Origin of the sequence: Streptomyces sp. NPDC086077 (assembly GCF_040686175.1) — a bacterium.
GTDB lineage: Bacteria > Actinomycetota > Actinomycetes > Streptomycetales > Streptomycetaceae > Streptomyces.
On the sequence record NZ_JBFBJT010000020.1, the window covers coordinates 36,622 to 53,787 of the forward strand.

Sequence of the window (17,166 nt, forward strand, 5' to 3'; positions counted from 1 at the left end):
CGGATGTCGGGACGGACGCGCGGAGACGGAAGGGGCCAGCACATGGCGCAGGAAGTACGCGGCGTGATCGCACCGGGGCGTGACGAGCCGGTGCGGGTCGAGACGATCGTCGTACCGGACCCCGGTCCGGGAGAGGCCGTGGTGCGGGTGCAGGCCTGCGGGGTCTGCCACACCGACCTCCACTACAAGCAGGGCGGCATCACCGACGAGTTCCCCTTCCTGCTCGGCCACGAGGCCGCCGGGGTGGTCGAGACCGTCGGGGACGGGGTCACCGACGTGGCACCCGGTGACTTCGTGATCCTCAACTGGCGTGCGGTCTGCGGCCGTTGCCGGGCCTGCCTGCGTGGCAGGCCCTGGTACTGCTTCGACACCCACAACGCCGAGCAGAAGATGACCCTGGCCGCGACCGGCCAGGAGCTCAGCCCGGCCCTCGGCATCGGCGCGTTCGCCGAGAAGACGCTTGTCGCGGCCGGCCAGTGCACCAAGGTCGATCCGACCGTCTCCCCGGCGGTGGCCGGACTGCTCGGCTGCGGTGTGATGGCCGGCCTCGGTGCCGCCATCAACACGGGCAACGTCGGCCGAGGCGACACCGTCGCCGTCATCGGCTGCGGCGGCGTCGGCGACGCGGCCGTCGCCGGGTCGCGGCTGGCCGGAGCGGCCCGGATCATCGCCGTCGACATCGACGACCGCAAGCTGGAGACCGCCCGCAGGATGGGCGCCACGCACACCGTCAACTCGGCCGACACCGACCCGGTCGAGGCGATCCGTGAACTGACCGGGGGGTTCGGCGCCGACGTCGTCATCGAGGCGGTCGGCCGCCCGGAGACGTACAAGCAGGCCTTCTACGCCCGTGACCTGGCCGGCACGGTCGTCCTGGTCGGTGTGCCCACCCCGGAGATGAAGCTCGAAATGCCCTTCCTCGACGTGTTCGGCCGCGGCGGGGCACTGAAGTCGTCCTGGTACGGGGACTGCCTGCCGTCCCGCGACTTCCCGATGCTGATCGACCTGCACCTGCAGGGGCGCCTGGACCTGGACGCCTTCGTGACCGAGACGATCCAGCTCGACGAGGTGGAGAAGGCCTTCGAGCGGATGCACCACGGCGACGTGCTGCGCTCGGTGGTGGTGCTGTGATGACCGCCCGCATCGAACGCCTCGTGACCTCCGGTCAGTTCACCCTCGACGGCGGCTCCTGGGACGTCGACAACAACGTGTGGCTCGTCGGCGACGACCACGAGGTCGTCGTCATCGACGCCGCCCACGACGCCGACGCGATTCAGGCGGCGGTGGGGGACCGCCGCCTGAAGGCCATCGTGTGCACGCACGCCCACAACGACCACGTCAATGCCGCGCCCGCGCTCGCCGACCGCACCGGAGCCGTCATCTGGCTGCACCACGACGACCTGCCGCTGTGGAAGCAGACCCACCCCGGCCGCGAGCCGGACGCCGGGCTGCTCGACGGGCAGGTCATCGAGGCCGCCGGTGCCGACCTGCGGGTGCTGCACACACCGGGGCACGCCCCCGGCGCGGTCTGTCTGTACGACCCGGGCCTGGGAGTCGTCTTCACCGGCGACACCCTCTTCCAGGGCGGCCCCGGCGCGACCGGCCGTTCGTACTCCCACTTCCCGACGATCATCGGCTCCATCCGCGACCGGCTCCTCACCCTTCCGCCCGAGACCGAGGTCCTCACCGGACACGGCGACCCCACGACCATCGGGGCGGAGGCCCCGCACCTCCAGGAGTGGATCACGCGCGGCCACTGAGGCCCGGTCCCGCCGGGGCAGCGGAGCAACCGGCCGGGAAAGGCGACAGAAGATGTCTGGCTTCCGCGGGAGGCTCGTCTGCGGGAAACAGCCACACGGGAGGTCGGACATGTCACAGCCGTTGCGGGGCAAGGTCGCGCTGGTCGCCGGAGCGACACGGGGAGCGGGCCGCGGGATCGCGCTGGAGCTCGGCGCGGCCGGCGCCACCGTCTACGTCACCGGCCGCAGCACCCGCGCCCGCCGCTCCGAGTACGACCGCCCCGAGACCCTCGAGGACACCGCCGACCTGGTCACCGAGGCGGGTGGGCACGGCGTCGCCGTGCCCACCGACCACCTCGACCCGGCGCAGGTGCGCGCCCTCGTCGACCGCGTCGGCGGTGAGCAGGACCGCCTCGACATCCTCGTCAACGACATCTGGGGCGGCGAGAAGCTCTTCGAGTGGGACAAGGCCGTGTGGGAGCACGACCTCGACAACGGGCTGCGGCTGCTCCGCCTCGCCGTCGAGACGCACGCCATCACCAGCCACCACGCCCTGCCCCTCCTGCTGCGCCGCCCCGGCGGCCTGGTCGTGGAGATGACCGACGGCACGGCCGACTACAACCGCGACACCTACCGGGTCAACTTCTTCTACGACCTCGCCAAGACGGCCGTGCTGCGCATGGCCTTCTCCCTGGGCCACGAACTGGGCCCGCGCGGCGCCACCGCGGTCGCGCTGACCCCGGGCTGGCTCCGCTCGGAGATGATGCTGGAGCATTTCGGCGTCCGTGAGGACAACTGGCGCGACGCCCTCGACCAGGTCCCGCACTTCGCCATCTCCGAGACCCCGCGCTTCGTCGGCCGCGCCGTCACGGCCCTCGCCGCCGACCCCGAGGTCGCCCGCTTCAACGGCCGGTCCCTCTCCAGCGGGGCCCTCGCCCAGGAGTACGGCTTCACCGACCTCGACGGCAGCCGCCCCGACGCCTGGCGCTACCTCGTGGAGGTCCAGGACCCGGGCAAGCCGGCGGACACGACCGGGTACCGGTGACGAGCGGCCGGGGGGAAACCGGCCCCTGCGCGGTACCTGCCCCGTTGATCACTGCGGGAGTACGGTCTGCGCATGACCGACACCAAGCGCTTCGACGGGTACGGAGTTCTGATCACCGGCGCGGCCCGCGGCATCGGCGCCGCGACCGCCCGGCGACTCGCCGCGGAGGGCGCGGCCGTCCTGGTGACCGACGTCGACGCGGCGGCGGCCGAGAAGACCGCCGGCGAGTTGCGCGACGACGGGCTCCGGGCGCAGGCGCACGCCTGCGACGTCGCGGACCGGGCGTCCGTCGAGGGCGCCGTCGCTCGGGCCGTCGCCACCTTCGGCACCCTCGACGTGCTGGTCAACAACGCCTACAGCTGCCATCCCGACGCGCCGCTGTTCGAGGAGGAGACCGACGAGGGGTGGGCGCGTGACCTGGACGTCACCCTGACCGGGGCGTACCGCTGCTGCCGGGCCGCACTGCCGCACCTGGCCGCCTCCGGACGGGGCGCCGTCGTCTGCGTCGGCTCGGTGAACGGCCTCCAGGACTTCGGCAACCACGCCTACAGCGCGGCCAAGGCCGGCCTCGGATCGCTGACCCGCACCCTCGCCGGGCACGCCGCCGGCCGGGGCGTCCGGGTCAACCTCGTCGCCCCCGGCACCGTCCGTACCACGGCGTGGCAGGGCCGCGACCGCGAACTCGACGCGCTCCGCCCTCACTATCCCTTGGGCCGGGTCGGCGAGCCGGAGGACATCGCCGCCGCCGTGGCCTTCCTCGCCTCCCGGGACGCGTCCTGGATCACGGGCACGACGCTGGTCGTCGACGGTGGGATCACCGCGGTGAACACCGGCTTCACGACGCTCACGGGGCGCGGCGACGAACGCCCATGAGCCCGGCGGCCGCGCTCCCCTCCGCGCCGAATGTCACCGTTTTGTCGCGGTCGGCCCGCGCCTACAACCGAATCCGCCCCTGACCGGTCTAGCAGGCAGAGACCGCGCGGCAGACGCGCATCCGACGCGAGAGACAAGGCCAGCCCATGGGGGAGATTCGCAGACGGGCCACCGTCGTCCTGGGGACCACCGCACTGGTGGCGCCGCTCACACTGGCGCTGGGCGCAGCCCCGGCGCAGGCGGCGAGCTGCACCACGCAGACCGGGCCGTACCAGAAGCAGGTGGAGAAGTTCCTGGGCCGCCCGGTGGACGGCAGGCAGTCCAGCGCCGACTGCAAGGCCACCCAGGCGTTCCAGACCAAGCACGGCATCACACCGAACATCGGCTACGCGGGGCCCGTCACCTGGGGCGTGATGGACCTCATGAACAAGCAGAAGGCCGTCGGCAAGAACCCGAACAAGGCCGGGAAGTGCCCGGTCAACAAGGGCCGTATCGCCTGTGTGAACCTCTCGCTCCAACTGAGCTGGATCCAGGACGGCAAGAAGCTGGTCTACGGCCCCGTGGCGGTCCGCACCGGGCGCAACGGCTACGAGACCCGCACCGGCCTGAAGAAGATCTACTGGCGCAACATCGACCACGTGTCGAGCATCTACGACGTCCCGATGCCCTATGCCCAGTTCTTCGACGGCGGCCAGGCCTTCCACTCCGCCGGGGTCAGCATGTGGAACCCGCCCGGTTCGCGCGGCTGCGTCAACATGACCAAGACCACGGCGAAGAAGTACTGGTCGCTGCTGAAGAACGGCGACGACGTCTACGTGTACGGGCGCAAGCCGGGCACCTGAGAGAGCACCCGGCCCACCCGGCGCGTCAGGCCTGCGGCGCGTCGCCGAAGTCCGGGATCTCCAGCCGTACGCCACCCTGCCGCGCGGACTCGTGCGCGATGATGCCCGGCAGGGTGTAGCGGGCCGCCACCCAGGCGTTCACGGACGGCAGTGAGCGCGTGTTGACCGCCGTCACGAAGTCGTCCACCAGGAAATGGTGGCTGCCCTCGTGGCCGTTGTGGAGGTGGTCGAACGTGCGCGGCAGCCGGGACCGGTCGTGCACGGGCGCGGAACCCGAGGTGAAGGCCGCCCGCAGATCCGGCGCTATGTGCTGGAGCGACGGGTCGTCGGGGGACATCGTCTGCTTGGGCTCCAGCAGTTCGGAAATATCGGTGACACCTGACTTGTCCTGCCAGAACGCCACCGTCGCGAGCTGCTCCATGCTCGCCTCCGTGCCGAAGAAGCGGAACCGGGACTCCCTGATGTGGGACGGGTAGCCCACTCGGCGGAACTCGTTCGTACGGAACGAACCGCCGCCCGCGACCTCGAACAGCGCGGTGGCGTTCGAGACGTCGTTGTCGAACTGGCTCACCGACCGGTCGAACACGCCGTCGCCCCGCTCGTCCACGACCCCGAGCGCCGACACGCTCACCGCGTGCGTCTGCCAGGCGCCCAGCACACCGCCCACCGAGTGCGTCGGGTACAGCAGCGGCGGATAGCTCGCCGTCGCCTTCCAGTTCTCCCCGCCGCTGTACTGGTACGCCTCGTAGAACCCCAGATCCATGTCGTGGACGTAGTCGCCCTCGGCGTAGAAGATCCGGCCGAAGGCGCCCTTGGCGATCTGGTCCCGGGCGTGCACGGTGGCCGGGTTGTACTGACTGGTCTCGCCCATCATGTACGTCAGTCCGGTCGCCTTGACCGCGTCGATGATCGCCGCTATCTCCTCCGTGGCGATCGCCATCGGCACCGCGGAGTAGACGTGCTTGCCGGCGTTCAGCCCCTGGAGCACCAGCGGACCGTGCGTCCAGCGCTGGGTGAAGATCGCGACCGCGTCGACCTCCGGTGACTCCAGCATGGCCTCGTACGTCGGGAAGGTGCCGCTCAGGCCTTCCGCGGCGGCCAACTGCTCGGCCCGCTCGGGCAGCAGGTCGGTGACGTGGACGTCGCTGACGCCGGGGTGGGCGAGGAAGAGCTTCGCGAACTGTCCGGAGAACTGCCCGGCGCCGACGATGCCGAGGGAGAACGTCATGTAAGGGAGCCTTTCACTGGCCGAGGAGGAAATTGATCTGACTGTTGGTCTGGTCCAGGCCGCTCACCGGAGCGTCGTTGGCGTAGATGTCCTGCATGGCGGGGCGCATCAGCGCGAACACGTCCGCGGCGTAGTCGGTGACGGGGAAGGAGAAGGTCGAGAAGTCCCCCTCGCCCGCGACCGGTTCGGTGAAGGCCGAGACGTCGACGCCCTTCTTCCGGTACGCCGCGACGGCGGCCTCGGTGCCGTCCGGTGTCGCCGGGAAGACGATCCCGTAGTCGCCGACGGTCCGCTGGCACTCGTCCGAGGCCAGGTAGCGGACCCACTTCTTGGCGCCCGCCTTGTTGCGGGCGTTCTTGGTGATCGAGTCGGCGAGGCCGTTCATCATCGTCGCCCGCTTGCCGGTCGGGCCCCGCGGAGTGACGGCGGTGCCGACGTCCAGGCCCTTCGCGCCGTAGTAGGTGGAGATCATCCAGGCGCCGTCGAAGGCGGCCGCGGCCGTGCCGGCGGCGATCTGCGCGTTGGGCGGGTTGGCGTTGTTGCTCCAGTCCGCGAACGGCGCGAGATAGCCCTTCTTCGCCAGGCCGAAGTACCAGTCGACGACCGACTGGAAGGTCTCGCTGTCGTACTGGTACGCGCTGCCCCAGCGCTTCTCGTCCGTGTAGCTCCAGCCGGCCGACGCGGTGAACGGGCTCCACTGCGTCTGCCCGTCGCCGTCGCCCGCGCCCCCCGTGGCCAGCCCGTAGACCTCGACGTTGTTCTTGTCGAAGCCCGGTTCGTCGCCCCGCCTGCCGTTCTTGTCGACGGTGAGGCGGGCCACGGCCTTTTCGAAGGTGCCCCCGTCCTCGGGGTTCCAGGACAGGTCGCCCAGGTGCGCGGCGGTGAGCCCGGCGTCCTCGGCGAGCTTCTTGTTGTAGAAGAGGGCGACCGTGTCCCAGTCCTTCGGGGCGCCGTAGCGACGCCCGTCCTGGCCGATCCAGTTGGCGGCGAGTCCCGGCTGGTAGTGCGACTCCTCGATGCCCAGGTCGTCGAGGGGTTCGAGCACGTCCAGATCGGCGAACTGGCCGAACTTCTGGATGTGGTCGGTGAACACGTCCGGCTCGGTGCCCGCGATGAAGCTCGCGGTGAGCTTGGTCCAGTAGTCGTCCCAGCCCATCTGGGTGATCTCGACGTCCAGACCGGGGTTCTGCTCCTCGAAGCCCTTGGCGCAGGCCTCGTATGCGGGCAGCTGATTGGCGTCCCAGAGCCAGTACGTCACCGTGTTCCCCGTCGGCCCCGAGGAGCCGACCTGGGCGCACCCGGTCACCAGGGACAGCGCCACGGCACCGGCCAGCGCCGTGAAGACCGTACGAAATCGCATGGAAGTTCCCTCACTTGATCCCGGTGAAGCCGATGGAGCCGACGATGCGACGGGCGAACAGCCCGAACAGCACCAGCATCGGAAGCGCCGCGATCAGCGTCGCCGCCATCAGCCCCGACCAGTCGGTGCCGGTCTGCGGCGTCTGCGCGCGGAACACGGCCAGCGCGACGGACAGCACGCGCGAGCTGTCGCTGTAGGACACCATCAGCGGCCAGAAGTAGTCGTTCCAGGAGGTGATGTACGTCAGCACGGCCAGCGTCAGGACCGGCGCAGACGCCATCGGCAGCAGGACCCGGAAGAAGACGCGGACCTTCCCGGCGCCGTCGAGGAGAGCCGCCTCCTCCACCTCGCGGGGGATGTTCATGAAGAACTGGCGCAGGAAGAACACCGCGAACGGGGTCATGAACATCGTCGGCAGCGCGATCCCCAACAGCGTGTCCACCAGGCCGAGTTCCTTGATGAGCACGAAGTTCGGCAGCAGGGTGAAGATCGTCGGCACCATCAGCCCGGCCAGGAACAGCCCGAACACGGTGTCCCTGCCACGCCAGCGCAGCCGGGAGAAGGCGTACGCGGCCATCGCCGAGAAGAAGATCTGGCACCCGGTGATCAGCGTGGAGACCAGCACCGAGTTGAGCAGGTAGCGCCAGAACGCCAGCCCGCCGCCCGAACCGCCCTGCGCGATCGCCTCCTCGGTCGACTGCAGGCCGAGCGCCCGCTCGAAACCGCCGGTGGTGAAGTCGGCCGGCAGGGGGTCGGCGGGCTGCGCGGCGAGCCCGGTGTTGGTGGACAGCGCGGTGCGCAGGATCCAGTAGAACGGCAGCAGCGTGATGAGCACCATCGCGGCCATCACCGCCCAGGCCACCACTCGCCCGAGGGAAGGCCTGCGCCTCGCCCGCCGTACGGTCGTCGTCGTGACGGCAGTCATGTCGTCTCTCTCCCTTCTGTCAGCCGGTCCGTCAGCCGAGGTCGGTCCGGCCGGCCCGGGTGAGCCGGTACTGCAGGACGGTGATGGCGGTCAGGACGATCAGCAGGGCCACGGACATCGCGGAGGCGTAGCCGAACTGGAAGCGGCCGAAGGCGGACCCGTAGATGTAGTACTGAAGGACGTTGGTGGCGTTGGCCGGGCCGCCCATGGTCGTCACGGCGACCGTGTCGAACACCTGGAACGAACCGATCACCGTCATGATCAGCACGACGGCCAGGACGGGGCGCAGCAGCGGCAGCGTGATCCGCCACAACATCCGCCACTCGCCGGCGCCGTCCACCTTCGCGGCCTCGTACAGGTGGCCCGGGATGGCCTGGAGGCCGGCGAACAGCAGCAGCGCGGTGTAGCCCACGTGCCGCCACACGTTGATCAGCGCGATCGTCGGGATCGCCCAGGTCTCGTCGGTGAGGAACGGGATCCGGTCGGCGCCGAGGGCCGTGACGATCTCGTTGCCGATGCCCAGCTGGGTGTCCAGGATCCAGAGCCAGACGATGCCCGCGACGACGTTCGACATCAGATACGGCGTGATCACGATGCCGCGCAGCGTCGCCGACTGGGTCAGGCGTTGCAGCAGCACGGCGATCGCGAGTGCGGAGACGGTCTGCACACCGATGTTGATCACCACGTACGCGACGGTGGTCCGCAACGACTCCCAGAAGATGGGGTCCTTGACCATACGGACGTAGTTGTCGAGGCCCACCCACTCCGCCGGCGTCAGCAGGTTGAACCGGGTGAAGCTCAGATACACGCCCCGCAGCGTGGGCCACAGCAGGAAGACCAGGAAGCCCAGCAGGGCGGGCGCGAGGAACACGGCCGCGAGACGCCCGTCCCCCCGGGGCGTCGGCGGACTGCTGGAGGCGACGGACATGGGCAGGCTCCTCGGCTGTGGCGGCTCGTCCTGGGGCCACTTACTTTTGAGCCGGAAGAATCTTCCCGTCAAGAGGTGTGCAGCGATCTTCTGGAGGCGGCAGTCGAGGCTCTAGAGTGGATTCATTACTTCAGGAGCAAAAGAAACAAGGCGTGGGAGTCTGACCTACATGACCGCAGGTTCCGCCAGCTGGCTGCCGCTGAGTCCCGGTGAACGCTCGGTGGCGATCGAGGTGCTCGTCAACGGCCCCCTCTCCCGCGCGGAGCTCGCCCGGCGTCTGGACCTCTCCGCCGGCAGCCTCACCCGGCTGACCAAGCCGCTGATCGAGTCGGGTCTGCTGATCGAGTCCCCCGACGGGTGCGCGGCGGGCGAGAGCAGGCAGGGCAGGCCCTCGCAGCCGCTGGACGTGGTGGCCGAGTCCCGGTCCTTCCTCGGCTTCAAGGTCACCGAGGACATGGTCTACGGCGTCGTCACCACCCTCAGGAGCGAGATCGTCGCGCGCCACGACCGTCCCCTGACCACGCACGACCCGGGTGAAGTGGCCGACCTGCTCGCGCAGATGGCGGGTGAGCTGGCCCACAGCCACCCGGGGCTCGCCGGGATCGGCATCGGGGTGGGCGGATTCGTGCAGGACCGGGCCGTGGTGGGGGAGTCGCCGTTCCTGGACTGGCGTGACATTCCTCTCGCCGCGCTCGTCGAGGAGCGCACCGGGTTGCCGGTGGTCGTCGAGAACGACGTGGCCGCCCTCGTCGAGGCCGAGACGTGGTTCGGCGCCGGGCGCGGCCTGGACCGGTTCGTGGTGCTCACCATCGGCGCGGGCATCGGCTACGGGCTGGTGCTGGGCGGCAGACGGGTGCCGTCCGAGGGGGAGGACCGGGCCTTCGGCCGACGCTGGATCCTCGACCCGAACGGGCCGCTCACGCCCGACGGCGAGCGCGGCAGCGCGGTCTCGCTGCTGACCATCCCCAGCATCCGCTACCAGATCCGGGCCGCCACCGGACGGGACCACACCTACGAGGAGATCCTCGGCCTGGCCGCCGCCGGGGAGGCCATGCCCGCCCGGGTGGTCGCCGAGGCCGCCCGCGCCCTCGGCATCCTCCTCGCCCACATCGCCAACTTCGCGATGCCGCAGAAGATCCTGCTCGCCGGAGAGGGGGTCGGACTGATGGATGTGGCGAGGAACACGGTGGAGGAGACGATCCGCGGCCGACGGCATCCGCTGGCCGCTCCGGTCGACCTGGAGACCAGGAAGTCCGACTTCCACGACTGGGCCCGCGGTGCCGCCGTCCTGGCCATCCAGGTCCTGGTGCTGGGCGCGGCGGACGCCTGAACTGCCCGTCCCGTTCGGGGACATGGACGTGATCAGCGACACGGCCCGATATGTCCGATTGGCTCGCGATTACTCACATCGCCTTCACCTGGGGCGCCGTATGCTTCACAGCATGTCCACCAGTGTTGAAGCCGCCACCGAGCGATCGGCCGCGGAGGTCAACGAGGAGATCCGGGCGCTGTGGCGCCGGTCGGGCGGGACACTGAGCACCGAGCAGCGCGAGGTGTACCAGCGCCTCGTCCTGGAGTGGGCCGCCGCGGCGCCGCAGCCGGCGCAGGCCGCCTGACCCGCTCGTGACGGGCCCCGTGCCCCTTCCGGCCCCCGGACCTCTCCGTCAGCCCCACGTGGCCGAGTAATAGCGCTGGTAGGCCTTGCGGTCCTGTTCCGTACGGATCCACCGCGTGGCCACCAGCGCGATCAGACTGCCCCCGACGACCAGCAGACCGGGCCCGACGTTCCTCGGGTCCGCCAGCCGGGCCAGCAGTTGCCTGCCCGCCTCCGCCGAGATCGGCGTCGACGTTCCCGGCGCCGCCGCGCTCTGGGGGCCCGACGGCGCCGGAGCGGCCTGCCCGTTCTGCGGGCCCGACGCGATCAGCTGGACGCCAAGCGCGGACAGCGCCTGCGGCAGCGGCTGGAAGTACGTCGTGCCGCCCGCCCGGCAGTCCCCGCTGCCGCCCGAGGTCACGCCGAGGGCGATCCCCTCGGAGAACATCGGCCCGCCGCTGTCCCCCGGCTCGGCGCACACGTTCGTCTCGATGAGGCCGGAAACCGTGCCCTCGGGGTAGTTCACCGTGGCGTTGAGCGCGGTCACCTCGCCGTCGCGCAATCCGCTGCTGCTGCCGCTGCGGAACACCCGCTGCCCCACGGACGGCTCGCCCACGCCCGTGATCCGCACGCCCTGTCCGTCACCGATCGCCACGACACCCGCGCCGTCGCCCGCCCGCCCGCCGCTGTACTGCACGAGGGAGTAGTCGTTGCCCGGGAAGCTGCCGGCGACGGTCCGGCCCACCGGCTGGTCGCCCCGGTTGTCCGCGAACCAGACCGAACCGTCGGGTCCGCAGTGCCCGGCCGTGAGGATGAAGTCGGTCTTCCCGTCGGTGACGTTGAAGCCCGCCGAACAGCGCCCGGCGGTGGACAGGATCGGCAGGGCGCCGTTGATCCGGGTGGTGAAGGTGCCCTCCGCGCGCTCCATGCGGACGAAGTCGCCCATGCCGTCCGCGAGGTCGGTCAGCTCGGACCAGTCGCCGGCGGAGACGGTGCTGTCACCTCGTACCACCACCTCGTTCGAGCGGTAGTCCACCATCCACGCCGTGCCCGTCACGCGCGGTGCCGAACCCAACTGCCGCGTGGCGGACTTGAGCTCGCGCATGCTGTGCCGCACGAGCTTCGCCGTCGCGCCCGCCCCGCGGACCTCGGCGGCCGCCTCGTCGTCGGTGACCGCGACGACCGGCCGCCCCTCGTCGTCGATCCAGCTGCCCGCCGTGCGGGAGGAGCCGAGCCGCTCGACGAGGCCGGCGCCGGTGTCCTGGCCTACGCCCGGGCCGGCGTCCTCGGCGAGGACCCGGGGCGCGGCGGCAGGAGGTTCGCTCGCGACCGCCTGCGTGACCATCGCCGCCCCGAGGACGATCCCGCCGACTGACGCCAGCCGTGTCACCCGCCGGACCATCCGTCGTCGTACGTGCCTCATGCGTGGCTCCCGAACCCCGAACACGCGGCGCGACCGCGCCGCGGGGCGCCCGGGTCGTCGAGCGCCCTCTCTCCATACGTGCCGGGGTTCGGCAGCGTTCACCCCTGGGGACGGCCGGCTCAGTTCTTGCGGGCCACCCCGCCGAACATCGCGACCTCCTCCGGCTCGGCGCCGTCACCGGCCTCCGGACGCCAGCGCGAACACGACACGACACCCGGCTCCAGCAGATCGAGGCCGTCGAAGAAGCCCGTCAGGGCCTCGGGTGTGCGCTGGGTCAGCTTCGGGGTGCCGTGCTCGTTCCAGAACTTCACCGCCTCGTCCACGTCCGGCATCGACGGCGAGGTGATGGTGTGCGACAGCACCAGGTGGCTGCCCGGAGGCAGCGCGTCCATCAGCCGCCGGACCACGCCGTACGGGTCCTCGTCGTCACGCAGGAAGATGACGACGCCGAGCAGTATCAGCGCCACGGGCCGCGTGAGGTCCAGCGTCTTCGCGGCGTGTTCGAGGATCGCGTCGACGTTGCGCAGATCCTCGTCGAGGTAGTCGGTGCGGCCCTCCGGCGTGCTGGTGAGCAGCGCGCGGGCGTGCGCGAGGACGAGTGGATCGTTGTCCACGTACACGATCCGGGCGTCCGGAGCGATCCGCTGGGCGACCTCATGGGTGTTGTCGGCGGTGGGCAGGCCGGTGCCGACGTCCAGGAACTGGCGGATGCCGAGGTCGGAGACCAGGTGCCGCACGGCGCGGCCCAAAAACAGGCGGTCAGCCCGGGCGTATTCGCCGATGCCCGGGTGCAGTTGACGGATCTGGTCGCCGGCCGCCCGGTCGACCTCGTAGTTGTCCTTGCCGCCGAGCCAGTAGTTCCAGATGCGGGCCGTGTGCGGCTGGGACGTGTTGATGCGCTCGCGCAATGACTGGGCCAAACCGTCCGCGGCTGGCGGGTTCTCGGTCACGGAATCAGCTCCTGGGGGTGCCTGGTGCAGGGCGGGAAGACGCCCCGTGCGGTGTCAAGACGCAATCTAGACCGATGAATTGATCTTTGCCGGGCCTTGTGCGTTTTCCGTGCCCGCGTGCCCGTGCGCTCCTCCCGCGGGCGCCTATCGTGTGCCCATGACCAGGAACCCGCACGGACCGTCCGGTGAACCGAACCCCCTGCGCGCACTGGACCTCGATCAGCTACGGCGCCGTACGAGCATGAAGTGGCGCAGCTACCCCGACGACGTACTGCCGCTGTGGGTGGCGGAGATGGACGTGCCCCTCGCCCCACCCGTCGTCCGTGCCCTCACCGACGCGCTCGCGCTCGGCGACACCGGCTACCCGGCGGGGACCGCCTACGCAGAGGCGCTGGCCGGCTTCGCCGAGAAGCGGTGGGGCTGGTCCGGGCTCGACGTGGGGCGCACGGCGATCGTGCCCGACGTGATGCTCGGCGTGGTCGAGATGCTCAGGCTGGTGACCGGGCCGGGGGACGCCGTGGTGGTCAACCCGCCCGTGTATCCGCCGTTCTTCCAGTTCGTCACGCACATGGACCGCCTGGTGGCCGAGGCGCCCCTGGGCCCGGACCTGCGGATCGACTTCGGGGTCCTGGAGGACTCCTTCCGGCAGGCCGCGGCGGGCGGGCGCCGGGCGGCGTACCTGCTGTGCAGCCCGCACAACCCGACCGGGACCGTGCACACCGCCGAGGAACTGTCCGCCGTCGCCCGCCTCGCAGGGGAGTACGGCGTGCGTGTCGTCGCCGACGAGATCCACGCCCCGCTGGTCGTCGGCGACACGGACTTCGTGCCGTACCTCAGCGTGCCGGGCGGCGGCAGCGGTCTGTCGCTGATGTCCGCCTCCAAGGCCTGGAACCTCGCCGGCGTCAAGGCGGCCCTCGCGGTCGCGGGCCCGGAGTCGGCCGCCGACCTCGCCCTGCTGCCCGAGGAGGTCGGTCACGGCCCCAGTCACCTCGGCGTACTCGCGCACACGGCCGCGCTGCGCGACGGCACCGCCTGGCTGGACGCTCTGCTCGCGGGCCTCGACGAGAACCGGCGCCTGCTCGCCGCGTCGCTGGCCGGGCTGTTGCCGGCCGTGGCCTACCGCCCCGGTGACGCCACCTACCTCGCCTGGCTGGACTGCCGGGCCCTCGGCCTGGGCGACGACCCGGCCGAGGTCTTCCTGCGGCGGGGCCGGGTGGCCCTCAACTCCGGCCTGCCGTTCGGGACGGGCGGCGCCGGGCACGTACGGCTGAACCTGGCCACCTCGCCCGAGATCATCACGGAGGCGGTACGGCGGATGGCCGCCGCGCTGAAGTGAGGGCGGCATGCCTACACTTCCGGCCATGGACGCCACACGGCTCGGAGCCGGCAAGTACCTGCTGATCACCAGCTACCGCAAGGACGGCACGCCGGTCCCCACGCCCGTCTGGGTCGTCGCCGACGGCGACGCGCTCGGGGTCTGGACGGTCGCCGACTCCTGGAAGGTCAAGCGGATCAGGCGCCGCTCCGACGTCCTCGTGGGCCCCTGCGACCTGCGCGGCAACCCGACCGGTGAGCAGGTCCCGGGCACCGCCGGGATCACCGACGCGGAGACCACGGCCCGCTACCGCAAGCTCATCGCCCGCAAGTACGGCGTCGTGGGCCGCCTCACGCTCCTCGGCAGCCGGCTGCGGCGCGGCGCGGAGGGCACGGTCGGAATCCGCGTGACCGTGAACGGCTAGGGACGCCCGGCGACCCGGCCACGGCCCGTCAGGTCCAGGCCCGGTACGGTTCGTCGAGCAGCTGGAACACCGGCTCGCCCCGCACCGGGTCCTTGGCGGTGGACAGCCGCACGCGGTCGCCGCTGTGGATGCCGATGAGCGGGCCCATCACCCGGCCCCGCACGACGAAACCCTCGGCCATCTCGATGAGGGACACGTTGCGCGCGGCGGGCGTGTTGCGGTGGACCACCGTCGTGTGGCGCACCGTACCGGTGCCCTCGCTGCGCTCGGTGCGCAGGTCGCTGCCCTGGCAGACCGGGCAGAGCAGCCGGTGGTACATGGCGGTGCCGCACCAGGCGCACCGCTGGAAGTGAAGGGCCTCCTGGTCCTGGGGGCGGCGGTCGAGGACGCCCGCGGCGGAGCCGGATGCCTGCTGAGCGACGGTCCCTGAGTGGTGGTACACGCTGTCAACTCCCTGCGCTCGGCCGGAAATCCGCGTGCGCGACACTGTGCGCACGCCTGTGCGCGGCTTGCCGTGCCACCGTGCACGGCCACAGCGTATGGCACTGAGTGCCACGCGTAAAGGCACTCCGTACCCTGAAATCCCGGGTGGTCAGGCCGGCCCGAGCGTCGTCTCGATCTCCTGCACCACCCGCCACAGCGGAGCGTCGCGCCGCGAGACGACCACCACCACGTCCTCGGGCCGCTCCGGTGCCGGGTACGTGGGCCCGGCGCCGAAGGCTCCCTGCACCATGCCCAGGGCGTGGTCCACCGCGGCGGCAGCGTCGCCCCTTCCGTCCGAACGCAGCCAGGACCGCAGCCCGTTGTTGTGCGCCGCGACCACGGCGGCCGCGATCACGTCCGCCTTCAGGGTGCCGTCGCGGAGGCCCGCGAAGCGGCCGCGCAGGTAGCCGGCGAGGGCGCGCTCGTAGCGCCACACCACGGACAGCTCGTACGCGCGCAGCCCCGGCACCTGCCTGGTGAGCCGGTGGCGCTGCACCGAGAAGTCCGGGTTCTCGGCGTACATCCTCAGCACCAGCCGGGCCGCGTCGCAGACCCGGCCCACCGGCTCGTCGTCCTCGCCGCCGCTCGAGAGGAAGGCCGTCATGTCGGCCAGGCACCGCTCGTGGTCGGGGAAGACCACGTCCTCCTTGGACGGGAAGTACCGGAAGAAAGACCGCCGCCCCACGCCCGCGAGGGCCACGATGTCGTCCACGGTGGTCTGTTCGTAGCCCCGTTCAAGGAACAGCTGGAAGGCCGCCGCGACCAGGGACTCGCGCATGGGCGGTTTCGCGCTCATGGGACGGAACGTAACACCTGAACAGGCCTCGATGGCACTCGGTGCTGCCCCGGGGGACTGAGTGCCCCGCACGGTACGCCGCTACGCGTCCTCGTCCTCCGGCACTCCCGGGTCGCCGGACTCGGCCAGCCGGCTCACGGCCGCGGACACCTGGCGCTGTATCGCGTCGGGCAGTGGTTCTCCGCGCACGGCCGTCACCAGGTCCTGGGCGAGCAGATGGAGCTTGGTGTTGGTGTTCTGCGAGACCATCACCAGCACGTGCCACGCGTCCTGCGGGCTCAGCCCGAAGGTGGCCATCAGGACCCCGCGGGCCAGATCGATGGTCGGCCGGGTCTGCATGGCCCGGCGCAGCTGGACGACCTCCACCCCGAGATCGTGGTCGTCGTCCTCGTCGGCGGCCTCGGTGAACTGGGGCAGCGTGCCCGTGAGGGTGAGGAGCCGCTCGGCCACGGGACTGAGGGCCTGGATCATCACCGTCTTCTCCTCGGCGAGGGCCTGTTCGCGGAGGGCTAGCAGGACGTTGAGGGCGGAGCAGTCGCAGAAGGTCACGCCTCGCAGATCGAGGTCGATGCCCTTGGCCGCGGACTTCAGCGCGTCACGCAGGGCGCCACGCAGATCGTCGGCCGCGTGCAGGTCCAGCTCCCCGCGCACCGTCACGGCCGAGCGGACGTCGTCGTGCCGCACGGCGACCGACAGTGCCCCGGGCCTCGGGGCCGCCGGGGTGGCGGACTGCGTGGGATACGCAGGCTCCGGCATGGCCGACACTCCTTCGAAACTCCTGCCTGCCGTCTCCATCAGAGTCGTCCTCACACCGCGATACGTCAAGAGATACATGAAATCTAGTTCGCGTTTTTGAATACGGGAAACCTCGGTCCTATGATGGCCCCATGAGTGAAGTCCCTGAGCCGCACACCGGATGGACCTTCCTCACCAATCACGCCCGGGTGCTGGCCGCCATCGCCGATGATCACACCGCCCGCGTACGCGACATCGCGGCACACTGCAGGCTCACCGAGCGAGCCGTGCAGAAGATCATCGCCGACCTGGAGCAGGCCGGCTATCTGTCCCACCGGCGTGAGGGGCGGGGCAACACGTACCGCATCGAGCCGAGCAAGGTGCTGCGGCACCCGGCCGAGGCGGGACTGACCGTGGCCGCGCTGCTCGCCCTGCTCGCGCAGGACGAGGCGGACCGCGGCCGGGAGCCCGCGGACAGCGGGGCGTCGGCCCGCGAAGGTTGACAC

General features: G+C 70.9%; 19 protein-coding genes. 10 read left to right on the forward strand and 9 right to left on the reverse strand.

Going from position 1 to position 17,166, the window contains the following annotated elements:
- Positions 1-42: 42 nt before the first annotated feature.
- From AB0O67_RS08855 to AB0O67_RS08875, 5 genes are all read left to right on the forward strand, one after another.
- The gene (locus AB0O67_RS08855; protein WP_365447691.1) at positions 43-1,131 is read left to right on the forward strand and encodes an S-(hydroxymethyl)mycothiol dehydrogenase; all 1,089 of its coding nucleotides are present in this window, start codon (positions 43-45) and stop codon (positions 1,129-1,131) included.
- Positions 1,131-1,760, forward strand: coding sequence for an MBL fold metallo-hydrolase (locus AB0O67_RS08860; protein ID WP_365447693.1), 630 nt, complete (start codon positions 1,131-1,133; stop codon positions 1,758-1,760). The genes AB0O67_RS08855 and AB0O67_RS08860 overlap by 1 nt, the downstream gene beginning before the upstream one ends.
- Positions 1,761-1,869: 109 nt before the next feature.
- The gene (locus tag AB0O67_RS08865) at positions 1,870-2,784 is read left to right on the forward strand and encodes an SDR family oxidoreductase (protein ID WP_365447695.1); all 915 of its coding nucleotides are present in this window, start codon (positions 1,870-1,872) and stop codon (positions 2,782-2,784) included.
- 72 nt (positions 2,785-2,856) lie between these two features.
- Complete coding sequence (locus tag AB0O67_RS08870; RefSeq protein ID WP_365447697.1) at positions 2,857-3,657, forward strand: SDR family NAD(P)-dependent oxidoreductase; 801 nt, start codon at positions 2,857-2,859, stop codon at positions 3,655-3,657.
- Between the two features lie 146 nt (positions 3,658-3,803).
- Positions 3,804-4,499 carry a L,D-transpeptidase gene (locus AB0O67_RS08875; RefSeq protein WP_365447699.1) on the forward strand — a complete coding sequence of 232 codons (696 nt, stop codon included), beginning with the start codon at positions 3,804-3,806 and terminating at the stop codon, positions 4,497-4,499.
- 25 nt (positions 4,500-4,524) lie between these two features.
- Here AB0O67_RS08875 and AB0O67_RS08880 read toward each other — a convergent pair whose 3' ends face one another.
- Genes AB0O67_RS08880 through AB0O67_RS08895 form a run of 4 tightly spaced genes read right to left on the reverse strand, consistent with a single transcriptional unit; the run spans position 4,525 to position 8,940 of the window.
- Positions 4,525-5,727, reverse strand: coding sequence for a Gfo/Idh/MocA family oxidoreductase (locus AB0O67_RS08880; RefSeq protein ID WP_365447701.1), 1,203 nt, complete (start codon positions 5,725-5,727; stop codon positions 4,525-4,527).
- 13 nt (positions 5,728-5,740) lie between these two features.
- The gene (locus AB0O67_RS08885) at positions 5,741-7,087 is read right to left on the reverse strand and encodes a sugar ABC transporter substrate-binding protein (protein ID WP_365447703.1); all 1,347 of its coding nucleotides are present in this window, start codon (positions 7,085-7,087) and stop codon (positions 5,741-5,743) included.
- Positions 7,088-7,097: 10 nt separating this feature from the next.
- Positions 7,098-8,012: a carbohydrate ABC transporter permease gene (locus AB0O67_RS08890; RefSeq protein WP_365447705.1), complete on the reverse strand. Its 915-nt coding sequence runs from the start codon at positions 8,010-8,012 to the stop codon at positions 7,098-7,100.
- Between the two features lie 31 nt (positions 8,013-8,043).
- Entirely contained in the window at positions 8,044-8,940 is an 897-nt protein-coding gene (locus tag AB0O67_RS08895; RefSeq protein WP_365447707.1) for a sugar ABC transporter permease, read from the reverse strand.
- A 169-nt stretch (positions 8,941-9,109) separates the two neighbouring features.
- On the opposite strand from AB0O67_RS08895, the gene AB0O67_RS08900 reads away from it, so the two are divergent.
- On the forward strand, positions 9,110-10,270 hold the full coding sequence (locus AB0O67_RS08900; RefSeq protein WP_365447709.1) for an ROK family transcriptional regulator: 1,161 nt from the start codon (positions 9,110-9,112) through the stop codon (positions 10,268-10,270).
- 100 nt (positions 10,271-10,370) lie between these two features.
- The gene (locus AB0O67_RS08905; RefSeq protein ID WP_365447711.1) at positions 10,371-10,556 is read left to right on the forward strand and encodes a hypothetical protein; all 186 of its coding nucleotides are present in this window, start codon (positions 10,371-10,373) and stop codon (positions 10,554-10,556) included.
- 48 nt (positions 10,557-10,604) lie between these two features.
- On the opposite strand, the gene AB0O67_RS08910 is transcribed toward AB0O67_RS08905, so the two are convergent.
- Complete coding sequence (locus tag AB0O67_RS08910; RefSeq protein ID WP_365447713.1) at positions 10,605-11,957, reverse strand: S1 family peptidase; 1,353 nt, start codon at positions 11,955-11,957, stop codon at positions 10,605-10,607.
- 119 nt (positions 11,958-12,076) lie between these two features.
- Entirely contained in the window at positions 12,077-12,907 is an 831-nt protein-coding gene (locus AB0O67_RS08915) for an SAM-dependent methyltransferase (protein ID WP_365447715.1), read from the reverse strand.
- Between the two features lie 157 nt (positions 12,908-13,064).
- On the opposite strand from AB0O67_RS08915, the gene AB0O67_RS08920 reads away from it, so the two are divergent.
- Both AB0O67_RS08920 and AB0O67_RS08925 read left to right on the forward strand, forming a co-directional pair.
- Positions 13,065-14,243 carry an aminotransferase class I/II-fold pyridoxal phosphate-dependent enzyme gene (locus AB0O67_RS08920; RefSeq protein WP_365447717.1) on the forward strand — a complete coding sequence of 393 codons (1,179 nt, stop codon included), beginning with the start codon at positions 13,065-13,067 and terminating at the stop codon, positions 14,241-14,243.
- Between the two features lie 25 nt (positions 14,244-14,268).
- A complete protein-coding gene (locus AB0O67_RS08925; protein WP_365447719.1) occupies positions 14,269-14,646 on the forward strand; it encodes a PPOX class F420-dependent oxidoreductase in 378 nt (125 codons plus the stop codon).
- 28 nt (positions 14,647-14,674) lie between these two features.
- Here the strand turns inward: AB0O67_RS08925 and AB0O67_RS08930 are convergent, their stop codons facing one another.
- The 3 genes from AB0O67_RS08930 to AB0O67_RS08940 all read right to left on the reverse strand — a co-directional run bounded on the left by AB0O67_RS08930 (position 14,675) and on the right by AB0O67_RS08940 (position 16,681).
- Positions 14,675-15,088, reverse strand: a complete 414-nt coding sequence (locus tag AB0O67_RS08930; protein ID WP_365447721.1) for a hypothetical protein — start codon at positions 15,086-15,088, stop codon at positions 14,675-14,677.
- A 150-nt stretch (positions 15,089-15,238) separates the two neighbouring features.
- Positions 15,239-15,907: a TetR family transcriptional regulator gene (locus AB0O67_RS08935; RefSeq protein ID WP_365447755.1), complete on the reverse strand. Its 669-nt coding sequence runs from the start codon at positions 15,905-15,907 to the stop codon at positions 15,239-15,241.
- 99 nt (positions 15,908-16,006) lie between these two features.
- A complete protein-coding gene (locus AB0O67_RS08940; protein ID WP_365447723.1) occupies positions 16,007-16,681 on the reverse strand; it encodes an ANTAR domain-containing protein in 675 nt (224 codons plus the stop codon).
- A gap of 131 nt (positions 16,682-16,812) precedes the next feature.
- Here AB0O67_RS08940 and AB0O67_RS08945 point away from each other — a divergent pair, with 131 nt between their 5' ends.
- Positions 16,813-17,163 (forward strand): helix-turn-helix domain-containing protein, encoded by a 351-nt coding sequence (locus AB0O67_RS08945; RefSeq protein ID WP_365447725.1) that lies wholly within the window; start codon positions 16,813-16,815, stop codon positions 17,161-17,163.
- Positions 17,164-17,166: the final 3 nt, after the last annotated feature.

What these genes read in the sequence shown, in the direction of transcription:
- AB0O67_RS08885 (WP_365447703.1), bottom strand. Translation starts at nt 7,087, where the DNA reads ATGCGATTTCGTACGGTCTTCACGGCGCTGGCCGGTGCCGTGGCGCTG.
- AB0O67_RS08860 (WP_365447693.1), top strand. Translation starts at nt 1,131, where the DNA reads ATGACCGCCCGCATCGAACGCCTCGTGACCTCCGGTCAGTTCACCCTC.
- AB0O67_RS08925 (WP_365447719.1), top strand. Translation starts at nt 14,269, where the DNA reads ATGGACGCCACACGGCTCGGAGCCGGCAAGTACCTGCTGATCACCAGC.
- AB0O67_RS08875 (WP_365447699.1), top strand. Translation starts at nt 3,804, where the DNA reads ATGGGGGAGATTCGCAGACGGGCCACCGTCGTCCTGGGGACCACCGCA.
- AB0O67_RS08940 (WP_365447723.1), bottom strand. Translation starts at nt 16,681, where the DNA reads ATGCCGGAGCCTGCGTATCCCACGCAGTCCGCCACCCCGGCGGCCCCG.
- AB0O67_RS08865 (WP_365447695.1), top strand. Translation starts at nt 1,870, where the DNA reads ATGTCACAGCCGTTGCGGGGCAAGGTCGCGCTGGTCGCCGGAGCGACA.
- AB0O67_RS08870 (WP_365447697.1), top strand. Translation starts at nt 2,857, where the DNA reads ATGACCGACACCAAGCGCTTCGACGGGTACGGAGTTCTGATCACCGGC.
- AB0O67_RS08945 (WP_365447725.1), top strand. Translation starts at nt 16,813, where the DNA reads ATGAGTGAAGTCCCTGAGCCGCACACCGGATGGACCTTCCTCACCAAT.
- AB0O67_RS08855 (WP_365447691.1), top strand. Translation starts at nt 43, where the DNA reads ATGGCGCAGGAAGTACGCGGCGTGATCGCACCGGGGCGTGACGAGCCG.
- AB0O67_RS08890 (WP_365447705.1), bottom strand. Translation starts at nt 8,012, where the DNA reads ATGACTGCCGTCACGACGACGACCGTACGGCGGGCGAGGCGCAGGCCT.
- AB0O67_RS08935 (WP_365447755.1), bottom strand. Translation starts at nt 15,907, where the DNA reads ATGCGCGAGTCCCTGGTCGCGGCGGCCTTCCAGCTGTTCCTTGAACGG.
- AB0O67_RS08910 (WP_365447713.1), bottom strand. Translation starts at nt 11,957, where the DNA reads ATGAGGCACGTACGACGACGGATGGTCCGGCGGGTGACACGGCTGGCG.
- AB0O67_RS08905 (WP_365447711.1), top strand. Translation starts at nt 10,371, where the DNA reads ATGCTTCACAGCATGTCCACCAGTGTTGAAGCCGCCACCGAGCGATCG.
- AB0O67_RS08920 (WP_365447717.1), top strand. Translation starts at nt 13,065, where the DNA reads ATGACCAGGAACCCGCACGGACCGTCCGGTGAACCGAACCCCCTGCGC.
- AB0O67_RS08895 (WP_365447707.1), bottom strand. Translation starts at nt 8,940, where the DNA reads ATGTCCGTCGCCTCCAGCAGTCCGCCGACGCCCCGGGGGGACGGGCGT.
- AB0O67_RS08900 (WP_365447709.1), top strand. Translation starts at nt 9,110, where the DNA reads ATGACCGCAGGTTCCGCCAGCTGGCTGCCGCTGAGTCCCGGTGAACGC.
- AB0O67_RS08880 (WP_365447701.1), bottom strand. Translation starts at nt 5,727, where the DNA reads ATGACGTTCTCCCTCGGCATCGTCGGCGCCGGGCAGTTCTCCGGACAG.